Origin of the sequence: Loktanella sp. IMCC34160 (assembly GCF_004145845.1) — a bacterium.
GTDB lineage: Bacteria > Pseudomonadota > Alphaproteobacteria > Rhodobacterales > Rhodobacteraceae > SELP01.
In genome coordinates, this window is the sequence record NZ_SELP01000002.1 from 729,571 (window position 1) to 750,652 (window position 21,082).

20 protein-coding genes are annotated in these 21,082 nt (G+C 63.7%); 7 read left to right on the top strand and 13 right to left on the bottom strand.

What is annotated here, in order from left to right; translation table 11 throughout:
* Window positions 1–27: 27 nt before the first annotated feature.
* Complete coding sequence (locus EU803_RS07900) at window positions 28–1,584, top strand: Ppx/GppA family phosphatase (RefSeq protein WP_129681454.1); 1,557 nt, start codon at window positions 28–30, stop codon at window positions 1,582–1,584.
* A 66-nt stretch (window positions 1,585–1,650) separates the two neighbouring features.
* Here the strand turns inward: EU803_RS07900 and EU803_RS07905 are convergent, their stop codons facing one another.
* Genes EU803_RS07905 through EU803_RS07925 form a run of 5 tightly spaced genes read right to left on the bottom strand, consistent with a single transcriptional unit; the run spans window position 1,651 to window position 4,901 of the window.
* Window positions 1,651–2,031 (bottom strand): hypothetical protein, encoded by a 381-nt coding sequence (locus EU803_RS07905; RefSeq protein WP_129681456.1) that lies wholly within the window; start codon window positions 2,029–2,031, stop codon window positions 1,651–1,653.
* A gap of 38 nt (window positions 2,032–2,069) precedes the next feature.
* Window positions 2,070–3,095, bottom strand: coding sequence for an endonuclease/exonuclease/phosphatase family protein (locus tag EU803_RS07910; RefSeq protein ID WP_129681458.1), 1,026 nt, complete (start codon window positions 3,093–3,095; stop codon window positions 2,070–2,072).
* Between the two features lie 15 nt (window positions 3,096–3,110).
* Window positions 3,111–3,788, bottom strand: a complete 678-nt coding sequence (locus EU803_RS07915; RefSeq protein WP_129681460.1) for a molecular chaperone DjiA — start codon at window positions 3,786–3,788, stop codon at window positions 3,111–3,113.
* Between the two features lie 31 nt (window positions 3,789–3,819).
* Entirely contained in the window at window positions 3,820–4,290 is a 471-nt protein-coding gene (locus tag EU803_RS07920) for a GNAT family N-acetyltransferase (RefSeq protein ID WP_129681462.1), read from the bottom strand.
* On the bottom strand, window positions 4,287–4,901 hold the full coding sequence (locus EU803_RS07925) for a VOC family protein (RefSeq protein ID WP_129681647.1): 615 nt from the start codon (window positions 4,899–4,901) through the stop codon (window positions 4,287–4,289). Before EU803_RS07925 ends, EU803_RS07920 begins: the two co-directional genes overlap by 4 nt.
* 108 nt (window positions 4,902–5,009) lie before the next feature.
* Between EU803_RS07925 and nhaA the strand changes: the two genes are divergently transcribed.
* Window positions 5,010–6,197, top strand: a complete 1,188-nt coding sequence (gene nhaA, locus EU803_RS07930; RefSeq protein ID WP_129681464.1) for a Na+/H+ antiporter NhaA — start codon at window positions 5,010–5,012, stop codon at window positions 6,195–6,197.
* 70 nt (window positions 6,198–6,267) lie between these two features.
* On the opposite strand, the gene scpA is transcribed toward nhaA, so the two are convergent.
* Window positions 6,268–8,394, bottom strand: coding sequence for a methylmalonyl-CoA mutase (scpA, locus tag EU803_RS07935; protein ID WP_129681467.1), 2,127 nt, complete (start codon window positions 8,392–8,394; stop codon window positions 6,268–6,270).
* Entirely contained in the window at window positions 8,349–9,398 is a 1,050-nt protein-coding gene (locus tag EU803_RS07940; protein ID WP_129681470.1) for a hypothetical protein, read from the bottom strand. The genes scpA and EU803_RS07940 overlap by 46 nt, the downstream gene beginning before the upstream one ends.
* A gap of 156 nt (window positions 9,399–9,554) precedes the next feature.
* Here EU803_RS07940 and EU803_RS07945 point away from each other — a divergent pair, with 156 nt between their 5' ends.
* Window positions 9,555–10,013: a DUF4174 domain-containing protein gene (locus tag EU803_RS07945; RefSeq protein ID WP_129681648.1), complete on the top strand. Its 459-nt coding sequence runs from the start codon at window positions 9,555–9,557 to the stop codon at window positions 10,011–10,013.
* Between the two features lie 37 nt (window positions 10,014–10,050).
* On the opposite strand, the gene EU803_RS07950 is transcribed toward EU803_RS07945, so the two are convergent.
* The 6 genes from EU803_RS07950 to EU803_RS07970 all read right to left on the bottom strand — a co-directional run bounded on the left by EU803_RS07950 (window position 10,051) and on the right by EU803_RS07970 (window position 15,606).
* Window positions 10,051–12,051, bottom strand: coding sequence for an acetyl/propionyl/methylcrotonyl-CoA carboxylase subunit alpha (locus EU803_RS07950; RefSeq protein WP_129681471.1), 2,001 nt, complete (start codon window positions 12,049–12,051; stop codon window positions 10,051–10,053).
* 93 nt (window positions 12,052–12,144) lie between these two features.
* A complete protein-coding gene (locus tag EU803_RS07955; RefSeq protein WP_129681473.1) occupies window positions 12,145–12,351 on the bottom strand; it encodes a hypothetical protein in 207 nt (68 codons plus the stop codon).
* 325 nt (window positions 12,352–12,676) lie between these two features.
* Window positions 12,677–13,063, bottom strand: a complete 387-nt coding sequence (locus EU803_RS07960; RefSeq protein ID WP_129681475.1) for a hypothetical protein — start codon at window positions 13,061–13,063, stop codon at window positions 12,677–12,679.
* A 72-nt stretch (window positions 13,064–13,135) separates the two neighbouring features.
* Entirely contained in the window at window positions 13,136–13,282 is a 147-nt protein-coding gene (locus EU803_RS18575) for a hypothetical protein (RefSeq protein ID WP_165352799.1), read from the bottom strand.
* A gap of 217 nt (window positions 13,283–13,499) precedes the next feature.
* On the bottom strand, window positions 13,500–13,886 hold the full coding sequence (locus tag EU803_RS07965; RefSeq protein WP_242494310.1) for a DUF6497 family protein: 387 nt from the start codon (window positions 13,884–13,886) through the stop codon (window positions 13,500–13,502).
* Between the two features lie 187 nt (window positions 13,887–14,073).
* Window positions 14,074–15,606 carry an acyl-CoA carboxylase subunit beta gene (locus EU803_RS07970; RefSeq protein WP_129681477.1) on the bottom strand — a complete coding sequence of 511 codons (1,533 nt, stop codon included), beginning with the start codon at window positions 15,604–15,606 and terminating at the stop codon, window positions 14,074–14,076.
* Between the two features lie 206 nt (window positions 15,607–15,812).
* On the opposite strand from EU803_RS07970, the gene EU803_RS07975 reads away from it, so the two are divergent.
* The 4 genes from EU803_RS07975 (at window position 15,813) to EU803_RS07990 (ending at window position 21,020) form a co-directional block, all read left to right on the top strand.
* Window positions 15,813–17,030 carry a multidrug effflux MFS transporter gene (locus EU803_RS07975; protein WP_129681479.1) on the top strand — a complete coding sequence of 406 codons (1,218 nt, stop codon included), beginning with the start codon at window positions 15,813–15,815 and terminating at the stop codon, window positions 17,028–17,030.
* A gap of 158 nt (window positions 17,031–17,188) precedes the next feature.
* Window positions 17,189–18,589, top strand: coding sequence for a helix-turn-helix transcriptional regulator (locus tag EU803_RS07980; RefSeq protein ID WP_129681481.1), 1,401 nt, complete (start codon window positions 17,189–17,191; stop codon window positions 18,587–18,589).
* 115 nt (window positions 18,590–18,704) lie between these two features.
* Window positions 18,705–19,325 carry a cupin domain-containing protein gene (locus EU803_RS07985; protein ID WP_129681483.1) on the top strand — a complete coding sequence of 207 codons (621 nt, stop codon included), beginning with the start codon at window positions 18,705–18,707 and terminating at the stop codon, window positions 19,323–19,325.
* 117 nt (window positions 19,326–19,442) lie between these two features.
* Window positions 19,443–21,020, top strand: coding sequence for an ABC transporter substrate-binding protein (locus EU803_RS07990; protein ID WP_129681652.1), 1,578 nt, complete (start codon window positions 19,443–19,445; stop codon window positions 21,018–21,020).
* Window positions 21,021–21,082: the final 62 nt, after the last annotated feature.

Below are 21,082 nucleotides of genomic sequence, written 5' to 3' on the forward strand. Positions count from 1 at the left end.
AAGGTCGGGCAACCTGACGGAGCACCGATGACAGACGCACCTGCCGATATCCCGCCAGAAGAATTCAATGAATGGGGGCCGTTTGGACGGCCGATCTTCGACGATCCGCAGGCGCGGGCGCTGTCGCGCGTGGGCGTGGTCGATGTCGGTTCGAACTCTGTCCGGCTTGTGGTGTTCGACGGGGCCGCGCGCAGCCCCGCCTATTTCTACAACGAAAAGATCATGTGCGCCCTTGGCGCGGGATTGCAGGAAACCGGACGGCTGAACCCCGAAGGCCGGGTGCGGGCGTTGAACGCGATCCGCCGTTTCGCGGCCCTTGCCGAGGGGATGGGCATCGCCCCCCTGACCGCCGTGGCCACCGCCGCCGTGCGCGAGGCCACCGACGGGGCCGAGTTCCGGGCCGAGGTGGAACGCGAAACCGGCATCCGCCTTTATGTAATCGACGGCGAGGAAGAGGCGCGGCTGTCGGCGCAGGGGGTTCTTCTGGGCTGGCCGGGGTCCTATGGGCTTGTTTGCGATATCGGCGGCTCGTCAATGGAACTGGCCGATCTTGAGAACGGCGAGGTGGGGCACCGCCTGACGTCGCCGCTGGGGCCTCTGAAGCTGCGCGGCTTTGCCTCCAAGAAGGCGCTCAAGGCCCATGTCCGGCAGATCATGCTGGACCTGCACGACCGGATGGGCAACGAGACCGGCAAGCGGCTGTTCCTAGTGGGCGGCAGTTGGCGGGCCATCGCCCGGGTCGATATGGAACGGCGGGGCTATCCGCTGACCGTGCTGCACGAATACCGGATGACGAAACAACAGGTCGCGGCGACCGGCGAGTATATCAGCGTCAGCAACCTTGAAACCCTGCGCGGGCGCACCGGCACCTCGGCCGACCGGATGGCGCTGGTGCCCATCGCATCAGTCGTGCTGCGCGAGTTGGTCAACACCTTCAAGCCCAAGGACATCACCATTTCCTCCTACGGGATTCGCGAAGGGATGCTGTATCAGCAGATGCCGCAGGAATTGCGGATGCGCGACCCGTTGATCGAGGCCTGCCGCTTTGCCGAGGCGAAGGATGCCCGCCTGCCGGGCTTCGGCAAAACGCTGTATGATTTTGTCTCGCCGCTGTTTCCCCGCGCCGATTGGCAAAAACAGCGGATCATCAAGGCCGCCTGCCTGCTGCATGACGTGACCTGGCGGGCGCACCCCGACTACCGGGACGAGGCAGCGTTCGACAACGTGACCCGCGCCAACCTTGGCGGGCTGAAGCACCGGGAACGGGTGTTCCTCGGCCTTGCGCTGCTGCACCGCTATACCAACAAACGCGAAGGATCGCGGTTTGAACCGATCTTTCAACTGCTCGAAGCCGAACGCCAGCGAGAGGCGGAGGTGCTGGGCAAGGCCATGCGGCTGGGTGCGATGTTGTGGCTGCAAGCCGATGAACCGCCGGGCGTCCTGAAATGGAAGCCCAAGAAACGGCACCTTATCCTTGAACTGACCGACCACGCCCGCCCCTTGTTCGGCGAAGTGGCCGAGGCGCGACTGAACGCGCTGGCCAGCGCGCTGAACGCCACATCCGAGGTGAAGTTTGAAAGCTAGGGTCTGTCGTCCTGATTTAACGGCGGCGCGACCGGGCTGAGGGAGCGGTCCGGACGTTTCCCCGCGTCAAAGGTCGATTTCTTCCCCCTCAGGCGGCACCCAGTACGGCGCGTCGGCCCGGCGTCGCAGGATGATGTCGCCGTTGGGCAGCACTTCGGGCGGGTGGTAGTTTGAAAAACTGTCCACGGTTTCCAGAAGCTCGATCAGGGCCGGGCCCATCTCAACCGCCAGTTCCCGGAAGGCGGGGCGCAGTTCCTCGGCCAGACCTTCGAATTCCTCGATGGCCGGTTCCATCTCTTCCATAATGCCCTTCAGGATCAGGCGCGCGCCCTCCTCCATCAGGGAAAACCCGTCTTCCTCTGTCTCCTCAGCCTCTTGCGCGGGCAGGCCCACGGGCAGCAGGGACAAGGACAGGGCGAAGGCGGCGCTGGGTATGATCCGTTTCATGGGACCAATATAGGGGCACCCCTGCCCCCGCCCAAGGGTCAAAGGTCGATATCGATCGACACCGGGAAATGGTCCGAGGCGATCAGCAGAGACTCGCGCAGGGCGGGGTCTTCGTAACAGCGGCAATCGTCGAACGGGTGCCAGATGCGCCATTCCGGCCCGATCCGTTCCAACCCCGGCGAGACCATCACGTAATCCAACAGCGCCGAGAGGTAGCGCCCGTCATGTGGCAGGCGGAAGCGCGCGGTGGTCGGCATCGCACCCACCCGCTGACCAAGTGCCATCTTGGCGTGGGGGTCAAACAGGGTCGTCGCGCCGTTTTCCCCCAGAACGATCTCGATGCTCGACCGGCCGAACAGCTTTTCATATTCATCCAGCCCCGGCCCATCGTTGAAATCGCCCAGAACGATCAGGTCTTCGCCCGCTTCCAGATGTTGTTCGACGCGCTGACGCAGCCAGATGCATTGGGCCAGCTGCTTGCGTCGGTTCTCGATCGACACGCGCATGATCTCTTCGCGGCTGCGGGCACCGTGGGGGGCCTTGGATTTGGCATGGACCCCGATCAGGCGAAACTCGCGCCCCGCCGTGGTGCGGGCGGCAACCTCCAGCGGTGGTTTCGACCAGCGGATCAGATCCGGGTCGGCGTCCACGTCCAGATCAATCCGAAACACGCTGTCGAAGCGGGGCGCGTGACGGTCGCCCTTCTTGCCGGTCTCATCGCCCTGCGGGTCGTGATAAACCACCAGCCGATCCGGATCATAAAGCAGCATGATCTCCTGCTGGGTGTCGTTCTGAAATCCGATCAGGGCCTTCCGCGCCCGCAGATCGAACCGCGCGGCGAAGTTTTCCAGCGCGGCGACCCCGTCACGGCCCCGGTGCACATCAGGGGCTTCGATCACCATGACCGCGTCGGCGTCCAGTGCGGTGAACACATGGCCCAAGGCCGCGATTTGTTCGTCCCGGCGCACGTCCTGACGGCCCGACCATGTGTGATCCTCGATCAGCTTGCCGGTGTCGTCGAACAGATTGTCGAACCATTCGACGTTATAGGTCGCGATGCGCATTCCGCCCCCTTTCGGTCAGGCTGCCTGATTGATCTCTTCCCAGGCGCGATTGATGGCGATCATCCGTTTTTCGGCAAGTTTGACCGCCTCTTCCGGCAGGCCACGGGCAATCATCTGGTCAGGGTGGCTGTCGCGGACCGCCTGTCGCCAGGCCTTGCGGATCTCGGCCATCGGGGCGCCGTGGGGGACACCCAGCACGTCATAGGGGTCGCGCTCTGCCTCTGGCACGAACCGGGCGCGGATAGATTTGAACCGGGCCGGGTCAAAGCCGAAAATCTCGGCCACGCGGGACAGGAACACATCCTCGTTCGGGTGGTATTCCCCATCGGCCATGGCGATATGGAACAGCCCTTCCATCAGGTCGCACATCGGTTCGGTTTCATCCCCGAACATGGATTTGATGCGGGCGGCGTAGTCTTCAAACCCGGCCACATCCTGTCGGGCAAGGTTGAACACCTTTGCCGCCTGCGCCTCGTCCTGGGCCGAGATATGGAACACCTCGCGAAAGGCGGTCACCTCGTCGCGGGTCACCTGCCCATCGGCCTTGGCCATCTTGGCCCCCAGCGCGATCACGGCGATGGTAAAGGCCACCGACCGTTCCGGCGGGGTGCGCAGGCGTTCGAAGACCGCCGACAGGCTTTCGCCTTTGGCCAGCGCCGCGATGGCTTCGGATATGCGGGTCCAGATCGACATGAGACTAGTTTAGCGGGTCCATCCGGGAATGTCAGAGCCGTTTCTGCATCAGCACGAGGTCGATCCAGCGGCCGAACTTGAACCCAACCTCGGGCAGGGTCGCAATGGTGTCAAAGCCGCAGGCGGCATGAAAGGCGACCGCGCCCGTGTTATCACCACTGACCCCGGCAAATATCGAATGCATCCCCGCCTTGGCCGCCGCGTCACAGACCGCATCCAGCAGCGCCCGGCCCCGGCCTGCCCCGGACCGGCCCGGCGCGAACAGAACGGTATGTTCCGCAGTATGGGCATATCCGCGCCCGCCCCGGAACTGAAAGTAGCGGCCAAAGCCGGTGACCTCTCCCGCCTCGTCCCAGACAAGGCAGGGGTCGGAGGACAGCATTTTTTCAACGTCGCCAATCGTCTTTTCGTCCGGCAGGAAGGTCACGGTTGTCTCGCGGATGTAGAGGTTCCAGATCGCGGCGATGGCGGCGGCATCGGCGGGGGTGGCGGCACGGATCATTCAAGCACCTTTGGTCCTTGGGGGCTGTCAATCTCGGCCCGCAGGCCGGGGGTGGGACCGGGCTCGAAGGTGATGCGCGGGTCGTCCAGCTGGCCCGACAACCGGTGCGCGATATCCGCGGCCTGCGGGTGCCGGACGATCAACCGGCGCAGGCGCAGCCCGCTGTCTGGCAGGCGCTGTGCCGGGTGCAGGGTTTCCGCGCCCCATTCGATCAGGGTGGGCCAGCCACCGCCCATCGGCAGGCTGCCATCCTCGGGCGCGGCAATGCGCCAGCGCAGGTCGCCCCGTTCAAGGTCAGCGGGGCGGCCCGCCCCATCGGGTGCCGCGCGCAGGGCCTGATCCAGATCGCCGGTGCGGCAAATCCAATTGCCAAGGCGGGGCGTCTGCGGCGGAGTGTCCAGCCCGAACCAGCGCGGCGCCTGCGGCGCGGCATCAGGGTTCGGTGCAATGACCTCAAGATACAGGTCGCCCATGCCCAACAGCAGGTTATGGGTGCCGTAGCGGGCATGTTCCCCGCCCGGACCAAATGTCGCCCCAAGCCGGGATTCGGCCCAATCCCGCCCCGCTGACAGGTCGGCGGCACAGACCGCAAGGTGATCCAACTGCCACATCCGGCATCCTTTCGACATTTCCGGCGCAGAATGCCCGGTTGAAACCTTGATGCAAGCGCGATTGATCCTAGGTTGACCCAAACATAACTCAAACACTCAGGATTACCCATGTCCCTGCGCGCAAGCATCGACCGGTTCTTTCAACACGACGCCTTTGGCGGCATTCTTCTGATGGTGTCGGCGCTTGCCGCGCTGATGGTCGCCAATTCATCGCTGCAACCGCTGTATGACGGGGCGCTGTCGTCCTATCTGGCGGTCACCCTGAACGGCGAAGGTTTGGAAAAACCGCTGATCCTGTGGATCAACGACGGGCTTATGGCCGTGTTCTTCTTTCTTATCGGCCTCGAACTGAAGCGCGAGATGCTGGAAGGCAAGCTGAAGAACCCGCGCGACGTGGTCCTGCCGGGGATGGCGGCCGTGGGCGGCATGGCGGTGCCCGCGATTGTCTTTGCCATCTTCAACTGGGGCCTGCCGACGATGGAAGGCTGGGCGATCCCGGCCGCGACCGACATTGCCTTTGCGCTGGGTATCCTTGCGCTGGTGGGGGCGCGGGCGCCCTCCTCGCTCAAGGTGTTTCTGTTGACGCTGGCGATCCTTGATGACCTCGGCGCGATCGTGATCATCGCGCTGTTCTACACGGCGGAGCTGAAGGTCGATTACTTGATGCTGGCGGCGATCCCGCTGGCCGCGCTGGTCTGGCGGAATTTTCAGGGTGCCCACCGGATTGCCCCGGCGATCCTGCTGGGCACGATCATGTGGTTCCTTGTGCTGAAATCCGGGGTCCACGCGACGCTTGCCGGGGTGATCACTGCCTTCACCATCCCGCTGAAGGACAAATACGGCAAATCGCCCCTGCACGCGCTGGAACACGGGCTGACGCCCTATGTCCTTTACGGGATCGTGCCGATCTTCGCCTTCGCCAACGCGGGCGTGGTGCTGACCGGGATTTCCCTGTCCGACCTTCTGGCGCCGCTGCCGCTGGGCATCGCGCTGGGTCTGATCGTCGGCAAGCAGATCGGTGTCTTCGGTGTGACCTTCGCGATGGTGAAATTAGGCATGGCCCGCCTGCCCCATGGTGCGAACTGGATGCATATCTACGGCATCGCCTGTCTTGCCGGGATCGGCTTTACCATGTCGCTGTTCATCGGCGGGCTCAGCTTTGCCGACCCGGCCCTGATGAACGAGGTGCGGCTGGGCGTCCTGTCGGGCTCGCTGGTTTCGGCCGTGATCGGCTTTGCGGTGCTGATGCTGGCCAGCCGGACCGCCGCAGCACCCAGCACCGCCCCGGCGGAGTAACCCAGGCTTTTGAACGACGCGGGCCGCGCCATCCCTGGCGCGGCCCATTTTCTTGTTCAACGGGATCTGATCAGGCGCGGGCGTCGCGGATCAGGCGCAGGATATCCTGCGCGGCCTCGGGAATGTTGGTGCCCGGTCCGAAGATCGCCTTGACCCCGGCCTTCTTCAGGAACTCGTAGTCCTGCTGCGGGATCACCCCGCCGCAGATCACGATGATATCCTCGGCGCCCTGGTCCTTCAGCGCCTCGATCAGCTTGGGCGCTAGGGTCTTGTGACCCGCCGCCTGAGAGCTGATGCCGACCACATGCACATCGTTGTCGATGGCGTCCTGTGCGGCCTCTTCCGGGGTCTGGAACAGCGGGCCGACATCCACGTCAAACCCGATGTCGGCAAAGGCCGTGGCGATCACCTTGGCGCCCCGGTCGTGCCCATCCTGCCCCATCTTCACGACCAGCATCCGGGGGCGGCGGCCCTCGGCCTCGGCGAAGTCCTCGACCGATTTCTGGATCGCGGCAAAGCCCTCGTCGCCCTCGTAGGCGGCGCCGTAGACCCCGGCGAGCGTTTTGACCTCGGCCCGGTGGCGGCCGAATTCCTTTTCCATCGCCATGCTGATCTCTCCTACGGTTGCGCGCTGACGGGCGGCTTCGACCGCCGCGTCCAGCAGGTTGCCGCCGTCGCGGGCGCGGCGGGTCAGTTCGGCAAGGGCCGCGTCGCAGGCGGCCTGATCGCGACCCGCGCGGGTGCGTTCGATCCGGGCGATCTGGGCGTCGCGCACCTGCGCATTGTCGATCTCAAGGATGTCGATCGGGTCTTCCTTGTCCTTGCGGTACTTGTTGACCCCGACGATCACCTCTTCGCCCCGGTCGATCATCGCCTGACGGCGGGCGGCGGTTTCCTCGATCCGCAGCTTGGGCATGCCAGAGGCCACGGCCTTGGTCATACCGCCCAACGCCTCGACCTCTTCGATCAGGGCCCATGCCTTTTCGGCCAGATCGGCGGTCAGCTTCTCGACATAGTAAGACCCGGCCAAAGGATCGACCACATTGGTGATCCCGGTTTCTTCCTGAAGGATCAATTGGGTGTTGCGGGCGATACGGGCCGAAAACTCGGTCGGAAGCGCAATCGCCTCGTCCAGGGCGTTGGTATGCAGGGACTGGGTGCCGCCAAGGGCCGCCGCCATCGCCTCGTAGGCGGTGCGGATGACGTTGTTGTAGGGGTCTTGTTCCTGCAACGACACGCCGGAGGTCTGGCAATGGGTGCGCAGCATCGACGATTGCGGCTTCTTCGGCTCGAACTCGGCCATGATCCGGTGCCACAGCAGGCGGGCGGCGCGCAGTTTGGCGGCCTCCATGAAGAAGTTCATGCCGATGGCAAAGAAGAAGGACAGGCGCGGGGCGAACTTGTCCACGTCCATCCCGGCCTTGATCGCGGTGCGCACATATTCGCGCCCGTCGGCCAGCGTATAGGCCAGTTCCTGCACAAGGTTCGCGCCCGCCTCTTGCATGTGGTAACCCGAGATCGAGATCGAGTTGAACTTGGGCATATGGTCCGAGGTGTATTCGATGATATCCGCGATGATCCGCATCGAAGGTTCAGGCGGATAGACATAAGTGTTGCGGACCATGAATTCCTTCAGAATGTCGTTCTGAATGGTCCCGGCCAGCAGGGATTTGTCGTGGCCCTGTTCCTCTCCAGTTACGATAAAATTGGCGAGAATGGGGATAACGGCGCCGTTCATGGTCATCGAGACGCTGATCTGGTCCAGCGGGATGCCGTCGAACAGGATCTTCATGTCCTCGACGCTGTCGATGGCCACGCCGGCCTTGCCCACGTCGCCCACCACGCGGGGGTGGTCGCTGTCATAGCCGCGATGGGTGGCCAGATCGAAGGCCACGGAAACGCCCTGTTGCCCGGCGGCCAGCGCCTTGCGGTAGAAGGCGTTCGATTCCTCGGCCGTAGAGAACCCGGCGTATTGCCGGATGGTCCAGGGGCGGCCCGCATACATCGTGGCGCGGGGGCCACGGGTAAATGGCGCCTCGCCCGGAAGGCTGCCCAGATGGTCCAGCCCCGCGATATCCTCGGCGGTGTACAGCGGCTGGACGGGGATACCTTCCAGCGTGTTCCACGTCAGGTCAGCCGGGTCGCGGCCCTTCAGCTCGGCGCGGGCGCGCTCGGCCCAACGATCCTTGGTGCCCATGTCTCTAGTCCTCCAGTTCCGGTCCGGGCGCGGGATGTTTCCCCTGCTGCCGCGGTCCGCATTTTGTGTTTCGTCTCTGTCAGGTCGGGGGCCGCCGGGGCGGCGAAAGGCTGCGTCGGGGCGGTTTCGACCAGACGGGCCAACCCGTCCGCCCCGGCCCGAAGCCATTGTAGGTCTTCGCGATACTTGCCGCGCAATGTCGCCTGTTGCGAGGCATCGAAGGGCATCCAGCGGCCGTCGCCCGGTGGCAAGGCCGTTTCCGGGTCTTCGCCCCGGACCGCGATGGCCTGACGCAACGCGTCAAGGCGCGGCGATGGGTTGTGCCAGTCGTTCGCGGGCCAGACCGGCGCACCGGGCGCAACCCCGCCCAGAAGCATGGCCAGTTCATCCGCGGGACGGCCCGCGAACCGCTCGAACGGCCAGACCATGATCTCGGCATTTGGAAAGACCTTGGCCACGCCCCGGATGATGTCGGACCAGCGGCGGGGCTGGGTCACCAGACGGTCAAGCCGCGCCGCCGTCGGCAGGGCGTGGCCCCGCGCCACGGCAAAGGCCAGCGCCGAAGCCCAATAGGTATCATAGGATCGGATCGACAGGCCAATCCGGGTACAGCGGCGGCCCAAGGGCAAGGCAATCCCTTCCAACCGCCCCCGCAGGTCGGGATAAAGCGAGTTGCGCCGCAGGTTGTCCCGCGGATTGCCGATCAGGTTCTCCTCGCTCACCAGCAGGGTCGCGGCGCCACGCTCGGCAAGCCGAGTGCATTCCAGCGCCACAAGGCCCGCCGCGCGAACCCTGCCCCTGTTCTGCATCAAGGGCAGCTTGTCCGGCGGGTCCATCAACCCGGCAAACAGCCCCGACCGGGTCCGGCGCGGTGTCCACAGCCGGATGCGATTGGTCGCCAGCCGGTGTTCATTGGCCTGCAGGAACATTTGCAGGGTCGTCGTGCCCGTCCGATGGGCACCAAGATGAAGGATCACGTCCACGGCGCGTACTGCCTTTGTCATAAGGGCCGTACAGGGGCGCACGGCGAGGGATATCGCCGCGATCATTGGACCGTGTTCCTTGGGAATGGATTAAATGTAAAATTGTTCCGGCCATGGGGGGGCATCCCCTTCGCAAAGCCCCGCACCAGCCCTATATTCCCTATCATGAAATGGATCATGACCGGGCTTTTGGCCCTTGGAATTCTTGGGTTTTCAGCCCCCGCGCCACAGGCGCAGGATGATGACATCCGCCCCCTGATAGAGATCTGGGCAGAGGAGCCCACACGCATTTTCGAGGCGCATGGAATCAATTTGAACGAGTTTCGGTTCATCGCACGGCCGGTCATCATCTTTGCCGACAGCCCGAATGACCCGAATTTCCGCCACCAGATGGAGCTTCTGGCCGAACGGCCCGAGGACCTTGCCGAACGGGACGTGATCGTCATCACCGATACCGACCCGGCCAATCCGTCGGCCCTGCGGTTGGAGCTGCGGCCACGGGGTTTCATGCTGGTGTTGATCGACAAGGAAGGCGGGGTTGCCTTGCGCAAGCCGCAGCCCTGGGACCTGCGCGAACTGACCCGGTCAATCGACAAGTCTCCGCTCCGGCAACAAGAGATCGAGGACCGGCGCTGAGGCACCGGCCTTGAAATGACTATGCCCGGTCGGGCGGTCACTCGAACTCCATGATCACATCGTCGACGGCAAGGCTGTCGCCCGCGCCTGCGTTGATCTTGGACACGATCCCGGTCCGTTCGGCGCGCAGGATGTTTTCCATCTTCATCGCCTCAACGGTGCACAGCGCCTGACCTTCCTGCACCTCCTGCCCCACTTCGACATCGACCTTCACGATCAGGCCGGGCATCGGGCACAGCAGCAGTTTCGACGTATCGGGCGGCAGTTTTTCCGGCATCAATTGCGCCAGTTCCGCCTGACGCGGGGTGCGCACCGTCACCTTCAGGTCCGCGCCCCGGAACCGGATGCGGAAGCCTTGGGTGATCTTGCCGGTCTTGAGGACAAGCATCTCTCCGCCCACGGTCAGCCGCGCGATGCTGTCGCCCGGGGTCCAGTCGCTTTCCACCCGCAGGCAGGCGCCGTTGATGGTCACATCCGCGCCCGCCTTGTCGGCGGCGATGGAGACGGGGAAATCCTGTCCCTGAACCGAGACGACCCAATCCGCACCGACATGGCGTTCATGGTTGTCCATCCGGCCGGAAATCCGGGCGCGGCGAATCTCGGCAACCCGATGCATGGCGGCGGCGGCGGCCGCAACGCGGACCAAGGCGTCGTCGGGCAATGTCACCCCATCGAACCCGTCGGGGTATTCTTCGGCAATAAAGGCGGTGGTCATATCACCCGAGACGAATTTCGGATGGTCCATCACGGCGGCGACAAACGGCAGGTTGTGGCCGATCCCCTCGACCTCAAACGTATCCAGCGCCACGCGCATTTCCTCGATCGCCTGCGCGCGGGTCGGGGCCCAAGTGCACAGTTTGGCGATCATCGGGTCGTAATACATCGAAATCTCGCCGCCCTCGTAGACGCCGGTATCGTTGCGGACGACACCGCCGGTCAGGGTCGCGCCCTCGACCGGGGGGCGATAGCGCGTCAGCCGCCCGATGGAGGGCAGGAAGTTGCGGTAGGGGTCTTCCGCATAGAGGCGGTTTTCGATGGCCCAACCGTTGATCTTCAGGTCTTCCTGCTTGAACGGCAGCTTCTCGCCCGCCGCCACGCGGATCATCTGTTCGACCAGATCGACGCCGGTGATCAGCTCGGTGACCGGGTGTTCCACCTGAAGGCGGGTGTTCATTTCAAGGAAATAGAAGTTCCGGTTGCCATCGACGATGAATTCCACCGTGCCCGCGCTGGCATAGCCCACCGCATGGGCCAACGCGACGGCCTGTTCGCCCATCGCCTTGCGAGTTGCCTCGTCAAGGAAGTGTGACGGGGCCTCTTCCACGACTTTCTGGTTGCGGCGCTGGATCGAACATTCCCGCTCGTGCAGATAGACGCCATTGCCGTGGCTGTCGCAGAGCACCTGAATTTCGATGTGGCGCGGCTGGGTCACGAATTTTTCGATGAAAATCCGGTCGTCGCCAAAGCTGCTGGCGGCCTCGTTCTTGGACGATTGGAACCCCTCGCGGGCCTCGGTGTCGGTCCAGGCGATGCGCATCCCTTTGCCGCCGCCACCGGCGCTGGCCTTGATCATCACCGGATAGCCGATCTGGTTCGAGATCTTCACCGCCTCTTCGGCATCCTCGATCAGGCCCATGTAGCCGGGAACGGTGCTGACGTTCGCCTCCTGTGCGATCTTCTTCGAGGTGATCTTGTCGCCCATGCTTTCGATTGCGCCGACCGGCGGCCCGATAAAGGCAACGCCCGCGGCCGACAGCGCCTCGGCGAACTTCGAGTTTTCGGACAGGAAGCCATAGCCGGGATGGACCGCCTCGGCCCCGGTGGCCTTGATCGCCTCCATGATCTTGTCGATCACGATATAGGACTGGTTCGCCGGGGGCGGCCCGATGTGATAGGCCTCGTCCGCCATCTGCACATGCAGGGCGTTCTTATCCGCATCGGAATAGACCGCGACAGTCTGGATACCCATCTTGCGGGCGGTCTTGATGACGCGGCAGGCGATCTCGCCCCGGTTGGCGATCAGGATCTTCTTGAACATCAGATGCAGTCCTTTTCATGCAAAACCGCCGCAGGGGCGGTCATGCCCCCACGGCGGTTCAAAGTGTTCAGGCGCCCCGAAGGGCGGCGGGAATTAGTTACAGGCCGAAACGCCCAGATCGTCGCAGGTCGCACCTGCCGCACCACCGATAAGCGCACCGGTGACGACGTTGCCGCCCGTTGCATCGGCAACGACCGCACCCGCGGCAGCGCCGGCAAGGCCGCGTTCAAGATCGCTGTCCAGACAGGCCGACAGGCCGGTGATGGCGAACGCCGCGAGAGCGAGAGAAAGTTTACGCATTTGGAACTGCCCTTATTTTTGTTGAGGTCAGCGGAATCTTCCGTGCAAACGCTGTGATATTCAATATCAATTCGGCCCGAATGCGCCCCATACGCGGCAAATCGCGCAAGTGAAGAAAGGGGTGCCGGCCCGGTTCCATTGGAACCAGACCGGCTAGGGGAAGGGTAACGGTATTGACAATGCGTCCCGGACCACATGCTGGTGTCGCCCCGGACAAGACCAAGATTGGACCGGAAATCCGGACGCGCAAACCCGGCGCGCGGCAGGCGCCGATTTTGGGCATTTTCCCGCCCAAATTGCATGTCGCCCGGCATATTCCCGCCCATCAGTCCCAATCGTCGTCCTCCACGTCCTCGAAGGGGCTGGGGCCGAAGAAAACCTCGGGATAGCTGGCCTGCGCGCGCTTCACGTCGATCCGCAGAAGCGCCTCGTAGCTTTCGGGGTCAAACGGATCTTCGGCGGGGACAACCTCGCGGCCGAACAGCCACGACAGGCGGCCCGCATCAAGGTTGCCGCGCTCGAACGGCTCCTCTCCGAAATGGTGCCACAGGGCGGCCATGAACCCTTCGTCGGCCTTGCGGTCGGCCTGCTTGCGGTCGCGGAACCGTTCACGCGCAAACAGTTTCGTCGCGCCGGCCTTATTGGCGCGGCGGATCGTGAACTGGAAATCGCTGGAAGGAAGACGGCCGGGGAAGCCACGGTGTTTCAGCATCACGCGCCCTCCCCGATAATCAGGGTGCGGATGGAACGGACGGGCGCTTGGGGGACCCGTCCGTGCGCGGTATCAGTTGTATTTGCCGGTGTAGACCGGTTCGACCGTGACCGGAGTCGGATCGACGACAACGTATTCTTCCACATCGCCCTGGTTGCTGCACGCGGCAACGACGGCGAGGATTCCAAAGGCCAGAAGGGCCTTGAGGCTGTTCGACATGGGATGCTCCTGTTTCTGCCCACCCGGACCGGACAGGGTTGATCCCCACCTCGGGCCGAAGTCTTGTTATTATCGGCCGTAGATGAACGACCTTGGGTCAGATTACCGGAATCATTGGAAAAAAGATACGCGGCGGTTGCGCATGCGGCGCGCTGTGGCCGGGCTGCATCAAACTGGGTCATGGCGGGTTGGGGCCTCGCAAGATGTTGTGGGTGCATCAGAACTGCTCCCATATGCAGGCGGTGCCGTCCAGCGTGAAAGGTTCGAAAAACTGCGTGGCCTCGGGGTCGGCCTCGCCAAAGGGGACCACCCGGTCCGACAGGGACACGACCACCTCGACCACCTCGACCCCGGCCTCTTGCAGCGCCGGAACCGCCAGCGCCTCGCACAGCCAGGGGAAGTCGTCCAGCACCTCTTCATAGGTGCGGCCGCCCGCCCCGATCTCTGGAGCAAGAAACCGGAACCGCGCCACCGATGGCGTGTCTTCAAGGATCACGTCGATCAGGGTGACAGACTGGCCCGAGGGCAGCACGACGGCATCCTCTGCCGGGGCCATGCCCGGCAGGACCATCCATCCCGCTACGATCCAGCCAAACCGTGCCATTACCGTGCCTTTGTCCCTTCTTTGAGTCTCAAATTTCCTCGGGGGTGAATTGGCCCCCCGGGCCAAGAGGGGGCAGACAGCCCCCTGCCCCACCTGATGTTACCGGAACGGGCGGCGGTCCCCGATCTTTTGGCCCCAACCGGGGGCCGCCCGCGCCGTTCCTTCCGCTCGTCTGCTCCTCCAAACGTCAGAGCGGAATATTGTCGTGCTTCTTCCACGGGTTCTGCAGCTTCTTTCCGCGCAGGGACGCAAAGGCCCGCGCCACCCGCTTGCGGGTCGAATGCGGCATGATCACCTCGTCGATGAAGCCCTTTTCGGCGGCAACGAAGGGATTTGCGAAACGGTCTTCGTAATCCTTCGTGCGGGCCGCGATCTTGTCCTTGTCGCCCAGTTCCGACCGGTAGAGGATTTCCACCGCGCCCTTGGCCCCCATCACCGCGATCTCGGCAGTGGGCCAGGCATAGTTGAAATCGCCGCGCAGGTGCTTGGACGCCATCACGTCGTAAGCCCCGCCATAGGCCTTGCGGGTGATGACCGTGACCTTGGGCACCGTCGCCTCGCCATAGGCGAACAGCAGTTTGGCACCGTGCTTGATGACGCCGCCATATTCCTGGCTGGTCCCCGGCAGGAAGCCCGGAACATCTACCAGCGTCAGGATCGGAATCTCAAAGGCATCGCAGAACCGGACAAAGCGCGCGGCCTTGCGGCTGCTGTCGATGTCCAGACAGCCCGCCAGCACCATCGGCTGGTTCGCCACCACGCCCACCGACCGGCCCTCCAACCGGATGAAGCCGGTAATGATGTTCTTGGCATAGTCCTGCTGGATCTCGAAGAAATCGCCCTCGTCGGCCAGTTTCTGGATCAGTTCCTTCATGTCGTAGGGGGTGTTCGGATTGTCCGGCACCAACGTATCAAGGCTGTCCTCGACGCGGTTCACATCGTCGAAGAAGGGCCGCACGGGGGGCTTTTCGCGATTGTTGAGCGGCAGGAAATCCACAAGGCGGCGAATCTCGGCCAGCGCTTCGACGTCGTTTTCAAAGGCACCGTCGGCCACGCTCGATTTCTTGGTATGGGTCGATGCGCCGCCCAGTTCCTCGGCGGTGACGACCTCGTTGGTAACGGTCTTCACCACGTCAGGCCCGGTGACGAACATGTAGGAGCTGTCTTTCACCATGAAGATGAAATCGGTCATGGCCGGGGAATAGACCGCGCCACCCGCGCAGGGCCCCATGATGACCGAGATTTGCGGCACCACGCCCGAGGCCATGATGTTGCGCTGGAACACCTCGGCATAGCCGGCAAGCGAGGCGACCCCTTCCTGAATCCGCGCTCCGCCGGAATCGTTGATCCCGATCACCGGCGCGCCGTTCTGCATCGCCATATCCATGATCTTGCAGATCTTTTCGGCGTGGGTTTCCGACAGCGAACCGCCGAAGACCGTGAAATCCTGACTGAAGACATAGACCATCCGACCATTGACCGTGCCCCAGCCGGTCACAACCCCATCGCCGGGCATCTGGCTGTCCTGCATCCCGAAATCGGTGCAGCGGTGGGCCTTGAACATGTCGAACTCCTCGAACGATCCTTCGTCCAGCAGCAGTTCGATCCGCTCGCGCGCGGTCAGCTTGCCCTTGGAGTGCTGGGCGTCGATCCGCTTTTGCCCGCCACCCTGTCGGGCGACGGCTCGGCGGCCTTCCAGCTCTTGCAGGATATCCTTCATGGGTGGTCTCCTTCACGTCCAATGGGGCCTTGGTTGCCGGACCATAAAGGCAGCGGGGGCGGAATGCGAAGTGCGAATGCGCATATTTGCAAACTCGGCCATTAGCTAATCTTCGCAAATGCAAATTCGCAAACCCCGCCGAAGGTGCCGCAAGGGCGGGGCGTTTTGCCATGGACAGCCCCCGGCGGCGGGCATAGCACTTTGCCATGACTGAAAAACCCGTCGTCCGGTTTCTGGACCGCACCACCGCCCCACATGTCCTGACATTGATCCTGCTGGCCGGCGTATCGGCGCTGAACATGTCGGTTTTCCTGCCCTCCCTGAACGGGATGACCGCCTATTTCGAAACCGAATACGCGGTGATGCAGCTTGCCGTGTCGGGCTATCTGGCGGCGACGGCCGTGCTTCAGGTTCTGGTCGGACCGCTTGCGGACCGCTTTGGGCGGCGGCCTGTCGTCCTTTGGGCTTTGGCGCTGTTCACACTCGCTACCATTGGCGCGCTGTTTGCCCCGACGGTCGAGGTCTTCCTTGCCTTCCGCATGGCGCAGGCGGTTGTGGCCACCGGCATGGTCCTGAGCCGGGCCGTCGTGCGCGACATGGTGCCCGCCGATCAGGCGGCCTCGATGATCGGCTATGTGACGATGGGCATGGCGTTGGTCCCGATGGTCGGCCCGATGGTCGGCGGGGCGCTGGATCAACTGTTCGGCTGGCATGCGACCTTTGTTTTTCTGGCCGGGTCCGGGGCGCTGGTCTGGGCGCTGTGCTACCGCGATCTGGGGGAAACGGTGTCAGGCGGCGGCGTCAGGTTCCGCGACCAGCTGCGAAGCTACCCCGAACTGCTGACCTCGCCCCGGTTCTGGGGCTACGTGGCCTGCGCGGCCTTCGGATCTGGGGCGTTTTTCGCCCTTCTGGGCGGCGCGAGCTTTGTCGCGGGCACCACGTTTCACCTCTCCCCCTTCTGGACCGGAATGGCGCTCGGGTCTCCGGCCATCGGCTATGCGGTGGGCAACGGGATTTCGGGCCGCCTGTCGGTGCGGGTCGGAATCGACCGCATGATCCTTTGGGGGACGGGCGTGTCGACCTTCGGGATGGGCCTGTCGCTGATCCTGTCGCTGGGCGGGGTCAACGATCCGCTGGTGTTCTTCGGGCTGTGCACCTTTCTGGGGCTTGGCAACGGGATTATGTTGCCGAATGCCACCGCCGGGTCACTGTCCGTCCGGCCCCATCTTGCCGGAACCGCCTCGGGCCTTGGCGGGGCGATCATGATCGGCGGCGGCGCGGCCCTGTCGGCACTGGCGGGCAGCCTGCTGACCGAAGAGACGGGCGCGATCCCGCTACAGGTGATCATGTTGGTCACCTCGGCGCTGGCGGCGGTGTCGATCCTTCTCGTCATGGCGCGGACCCGCGCCCTGGGCGAGGCCTAGGGGTGGTGGGTTAAAACCCACCTTACGAAAGGCGCTCCGCCCGAAGAGTTTTGCGCAAAATTAGAGCCGCATCGTAAGGTGGGTCTTGACCCACCTTTGCTGAAGAGTGAATTTGCAAACAGGCGCAATATACGGTGCTAAGTTGCAAAGGCGATCCAATGGCGGTTCAGAAACTCTATGCCGGGGCGAAGCTTCGGGAATTGCGGGCGCGGCTGGGGCTGACCCAGAAGGCCTTCGCCGAAAAGCTGGGCGTCTCCCTGCCCTATCTGAACCAGATGGAGAACAACAACCGCCCCGTCTCCACCTCGGTCGTCCTGAGCCTTGCACAGGAATTCGGGTATGACGTGACCGAACTGCAGTCGGGGGACGAGGCGCGGCTGGTCGGCGACATGCGCGAGGCGCTGGCCGACCCGGTCTTTACCGCCGCCCCGCCATCGCTGGCCGATCTGCGCCTTGCCGCCGCCAACGCGCCGGCCCTGGCCCGCGCCTTTCTGGACCTGCACGCAGCCTATCGCCAGACCCATGAACGGCTTGCCAGTCTGGACGAGGCGCTGGGACGCGAAGACGCCCGCCTGCAACCCAGCCCCTGGGAAGAGGTGCGCGATTTTTTCCACTATTGCGACAACTACATCGACGCTGTGGACCGCGCCGCCGAGCGCTTTGCCACCCAAAGCGCGGCGGGGGCGACGATCCGCGATGCGGCCATCTCGGAACTGCGCACCCGCAAGGTCAGCATTTCATATACCGACGGCGCGGTCGTTCGACATTACGATCCCGACACCCGGCAATTACAGCTGTCCCGCCGCGCGACCGAGTCGACCCGGACATTCCAATTGCTGCTGCAACTCGCGCTGCTGACGCAGGACCAACTGTTAGAGGCGACGCTGGACCTTGCCCGGTTCCAATCGCCCGAGGCCCGCGCCATCGCCAAGGTCGGGCTGGCCAATTACTACGCGGGGGCGGTGCTGATGCCCTATGGACGGTTCCTGTCCGCCGCCCGCGAAACCCGGCACGATCTGGAGCGGCTGGCCGACCGCTTCGGGGCGAGCCTTGAACAGGTGGCGCACCGGCTGTCCACCCTGCAACGGCCCGGCGCCAAGGGTATCCCCTTCTTCTTTGTTCGGGTCGATCCGGCGGGCACGATCACCAAGCGCCATTCGGCCACCCACCTGCAATTCGCCCGTTACGGCGGGGCCTGCCCGCTGTGGAACGTCCACCGGGCCTTTGAAACGCCGGGCCGGTTCCTGCGCCAACTGGCCGAGACGCCGGACGGGATGCGCTATTTCTGCCTTGCTCGCGACGTGACGAAATCCGGCGGCGCGTTTGACGCCCCGACCCGCCGCTATGCCATCGGGCTGGGCTGTGAGGTGAAACACGCCCCGGCCCTCGTCTATGCCGACCATATGGACATCGACACGCCCGAGGCGTTCGAGCCGATCGGCATCTCCTGCCGAATCTGCGAACGCAAGGAATGCCACCAAAGGGCCGTTCCGCCGCTGGAACGGCGGTTGCGAGTGGACCCGGACCATCGCGGCGTTCTGCCTTACAGCGTTGACTGAACCGCCGATCCGGGGCCTGCTTTCCGCTGGGTCAGGTCGCCCTGAGAAAAATACTTGTTGCGTCTGTAAAAAATTTTTTTAACCTTCGGACAACTCTGCCGCTGCCAAGGCTTTCATGTCCGAATTACCCTCACCCAAGGGCCGTGCGCCCCGGCTTGGCCCGTTGCTTCGCAAACGGCGCAAACAGCTTGGGCTGACATTGCAAGAATTGTGCGACCGGTCGGGCGTGTCGGTTGGCTATCTCAGCCAGATCGAACGGGAAATGGCGACACCGACGCTGGGCACGCTGGCACAATTGGCGGACGGGCTGCAGGTGGGGCTGGATTTCTTCGTGAAGTCGCACAAGCCGACCGACGCCATCACCCGCGCCGGAGGGCGCGAGATGTTTTCGCTGGCCGGATCGTCGATCAGCTACGAGGCCCTGTCGAACGACTATCCGGGGTCGGAAATGTCATCCTACATCATGCATGTTCCGCCCGGATTTGAATCCGAGGTGGTGTCGCATGAGGGCGAGGAGATCCTGTTCATCCTGTCGGGCACGATCCGGCAGGTGCTGGACGGGCAGGTCTTTACCATGACGGAAGGAGACAGCCTTCACTACAGCGGCGAGGTTCCGCATTCCTGGTCGAACCCGACCGATGAACCGGCGCGCATCCTGTGGACAGGAACCCTTGCGGTTCTGTCGCCCGATGGGTCGCGCCGCCTGCCGAAAGCCGCCGCTGCCAACGATAATTGAGGCGCCCCGCAGGGGGCATCGGGCGCCGCAAACTGGCGGACCCAATACAAACACGGCGCAGAAGACGCCGGACCCAACCAAAGAACCGACATGGAGGTTACCCATATGTCACTGAAGATGAAATTCCTTGGCCTGACCGCGGCCATTGCCCTGACCGCGGGCAGTGCTTCGGCTCAGGCGCTGGTCTATTGCTCGGAAGGTTCGCCCGAAGGCTTTGACCCGGCGCTTTACACGTCCGGCACCACCTTCGACGCGTCCAGCCACCCGATCTACAACCGGCTGGTCGAATTCAAGGTCGGCACCACCGAAGTCATCCCCGGCCTTGCCGAAAGCTGGTCGGTCTCCGAAGACGGCATGACCCTGACCTTCAACCTGCGCCGTGGCGTGCAGTTCCATTCGAACGACATGTTCACCCCCACCCGCGACTTCAACGCGGATGACGTGATCTTCTCGTTCGACCGTCAGGGCAATGCTGAAAACCCCTATAACTCCGTCTCGGGCGGAACCTGGGAATACTTCGGCGGCATGGACATGGGCTCGCTCATCGAAAGCATCGAAAAGGTCGACGACTACACCGTCACCTTCCACCTGACCCGCCCCGAGGCCCCGATCGTCGCCAATATGGCGATGGATTTCGCCTCGATCGTGTCGAAGGAATATGCCGATGCGATGATGGCGGCCGGCACCCCGGAAATGCTGAACCAGGCGCCGATCGGCACTGGCCCGTTCCAGTTCCAGGCCTACCAGAAGGACGCGGTAATCCGTTACCTGCGCAACGACAACTACTGGGGCGACCCGGCCCGTGTTGAATCGCTGATCTTCGCGATCACCCCGGATGCCTCGGTCCGTTATCAGAAGATCCAGGCGGGTGAGTGCCATGTCATGGCCTATCCGAACCCGGCCGACATCAGCGCGATGCAGGAAGATGCCGGCACCGTTGTGATGGAACAGGAAGGTCTGAACGTGGGCTATCTGGCCTACAACACGACCCAGGCCCCGTTCGACAATGCCAACGTCCGTCGCGCCCTGAACATGGCGATCGACAAGCAGGCCATCATCGACGTCGTGTTCCAGGGCTCTGGCCAGATCGCCAAGAACCCGATCCCGCCGACCATGTGGTCCTACAACGATGCCATCGTCGACGATCCCTATGATCCGGCGGCCGCCCGCGCCATGCTCGAGGCCGAAGGCGTGACCGACCTGTCCATGAAGATCTGGGCAATGCCGGTGCAGCGTCCCTACAACCCCAACGCCCGCCGTATGGCCGAACTGATGCAGGCCGACTTTGCCGAGGTTGGCGTGGACGTTGAAATCGTGTCCTATGAATGGGGTGAATACCTGTCCCGTTCGCGCGAGCTGAACCGTGACGGTGCTGTCCTTCTGGGCTGGACCGGCGACAACGGCGACCCGGACAACTTCCTTGCCGTCCTTCTGGGCTGTGAAGGGGTTGAAGCGTCGAACCGCGCGCAGTGGTGCCACCAGCCGTTCGAAGACCTGATCCAGGCCGCCAAGGTGTCCAACGATCCGGCCGAGCGGACCCGTCTTTATGAAGAGGCGCAGGTGGTGTTCAAGGAGCAGGCCCCCTGGGCAACCATCGCCCACTCGGTTGTCTACATGGTGATGCGCCCCGAGGTTGACGGCTATGTCGTGCACCCGCTGGGTGGCCACATCTTCAACCAGGTCGGCCTGAACTAAGCTGACGTGATGACATCGGACCGGCGCGGCCCTCGCGCCGGTCCAACCAACCTTCCGATCCA

Excerpts from the sequence above, each read along its gene's own strand:
- EU803_RS07975 (WP_129681479.1), top strand. The coding sequence starts at position 15,813 with ATGACTGAAAAACCCGTCGTCCGGTTTCTGGACCGCACCACCGCCCCA.
- EU803_RS07980 (WP_129681481.1), top strand. The coding sequence starts at position 17,189 with ATGGCGGTTCAGAAACTCTATGCCGGGGCGAAGCTTCGGGAATTGCGG.
- EU803_RS07970 (WP_129681477.1), bottom strand. The coding sequence starts at position 15,606 with ATGAAGGATATCCTGCAAGAGCTGGAAGGCCGCCGAGCCGTCGCCCGA.
- EU803_RS07985 (WP_129681483.1), top strand. The coding sequence starts at position 18,705 with ATGTCCGAATTACCCTCACCCAAGGGCCGTGCGCCCCGGCTTGGCCCG.
- EU803_RS07990 (WP_129681652.1), top strand. The coding sequence starts at position 19,443 with ATGAAATTCCTTGGCCTGACCGCGGCCATTGCCCTGACCGCGGGCAGT.
- EU803_RS07960 (WP_129681475.1), bottom strand. The coding sequence starts at position 13,063 with ATGCTGAAACACCGTGGCTTCCCCGGCCGTCTTCCTTCCAGCGATTTC.
- EU803_RS07925 (WP_129681647.1), bottom strand. The coding sequence starts at position 4,901 with ATGTGGCAGTTGGATCACCTTGCGGTCTGTGCCGCCGACCTGTCAGCG.
- EU803_RS07965 (WP_242494310.1), bottom strand. The coding sequence starts at position 13,886 with ATGGCACGGTTTGGCTGGATCGTAGCGGGATGGATGGTCCTGCCGGGC.
- EU803_RS07955 (WP_129681473.1), bottom strand. The coding sequence starts at position 12,351 with ATGCGTAAACTTTCTCTCGCTCTCGCGGCGTTCGCCATCACCGGCCTG.
- EU803_RS07945 (WP_129681648.1), top strand. The coding sequence starts at position 9,555 with ATGACCGGGCTTTTGGCCCTTGGAATTCTTGGGTTTTCAGCCCCCGCG.
- EU803_RS07900 (WP_129681454.1), top strand. The coding sequence starts at position 28 with ATGACAGACGCACCTGCCGATATCCCGCCAGAAGAATTCAATGAATGG.
- EU803_RS07940 (WP_129681470.1), bottom strand. The coding sequence starts at position 9,398 with ATGACAAAGGCAGTACGCGCCGTGGACGTGATCCTTCATCTTGGTGCC.
- EU803_RS07950 (WP_129681471.1), bottom strand. The coding sequence starts at position 12,051 with ATGTTCAAGAAGATCCTGATCGCCAACCGGGGCGAGATCGCCTGCCGC.
- EU803_RS07920 (WP_129681462.1), bottom strand. The coding sequence starts at position 4,290 with ATGATCCGTGCCGCCACCCCCGCCGATGCCGCCGCCATCGCCGCGATC.
- EU803_RS18575 (WP_165352799.1), bottom strand. The coding sequence starts at position 13,282 with ATGTCGAACAGCCTCAAGGCCCTTCTGGCCTTTGGAATCCTCGCCGTC.
- scpA (WP_129681467.1), bottom strand. The coding sequence starts at position 8,394 with ATGGGCACCAAGGATCGTTGGGCCGAGCGCGCCCGCGCCGAGCTGAAG.
- EU803_RS07915 (WP_129681460.1), bottom strand. The coding sequence starts at position 3,788 with ATGTCGATCTGGACCCGCATATCCGAAGCCATCGCGGCGCTGGCCAAA.
- nhaA (WP_129681464.1), top strand. The coding sequence starts at position 5,010 with ATGTCCCTGCGCGCAAGCATCGACCGGTTCTTTCAACACGACGCCTTT.
- EU803_RS07910 (WP_129681458.1), bottom strand. The coding sequence starts at position 3,095 with ATGCGCATCGCGACCTATAACGTCGAATGGTTCGACAATCTGTTCGAC.
- EU803_RS07905 (WP_129681456.1), bottom strand. The coding sequence starts at position 2,031 with ATGAAACGGATCATACCCAGCGCCGCCTTCGCCCTGTCCTTGTCCCTG.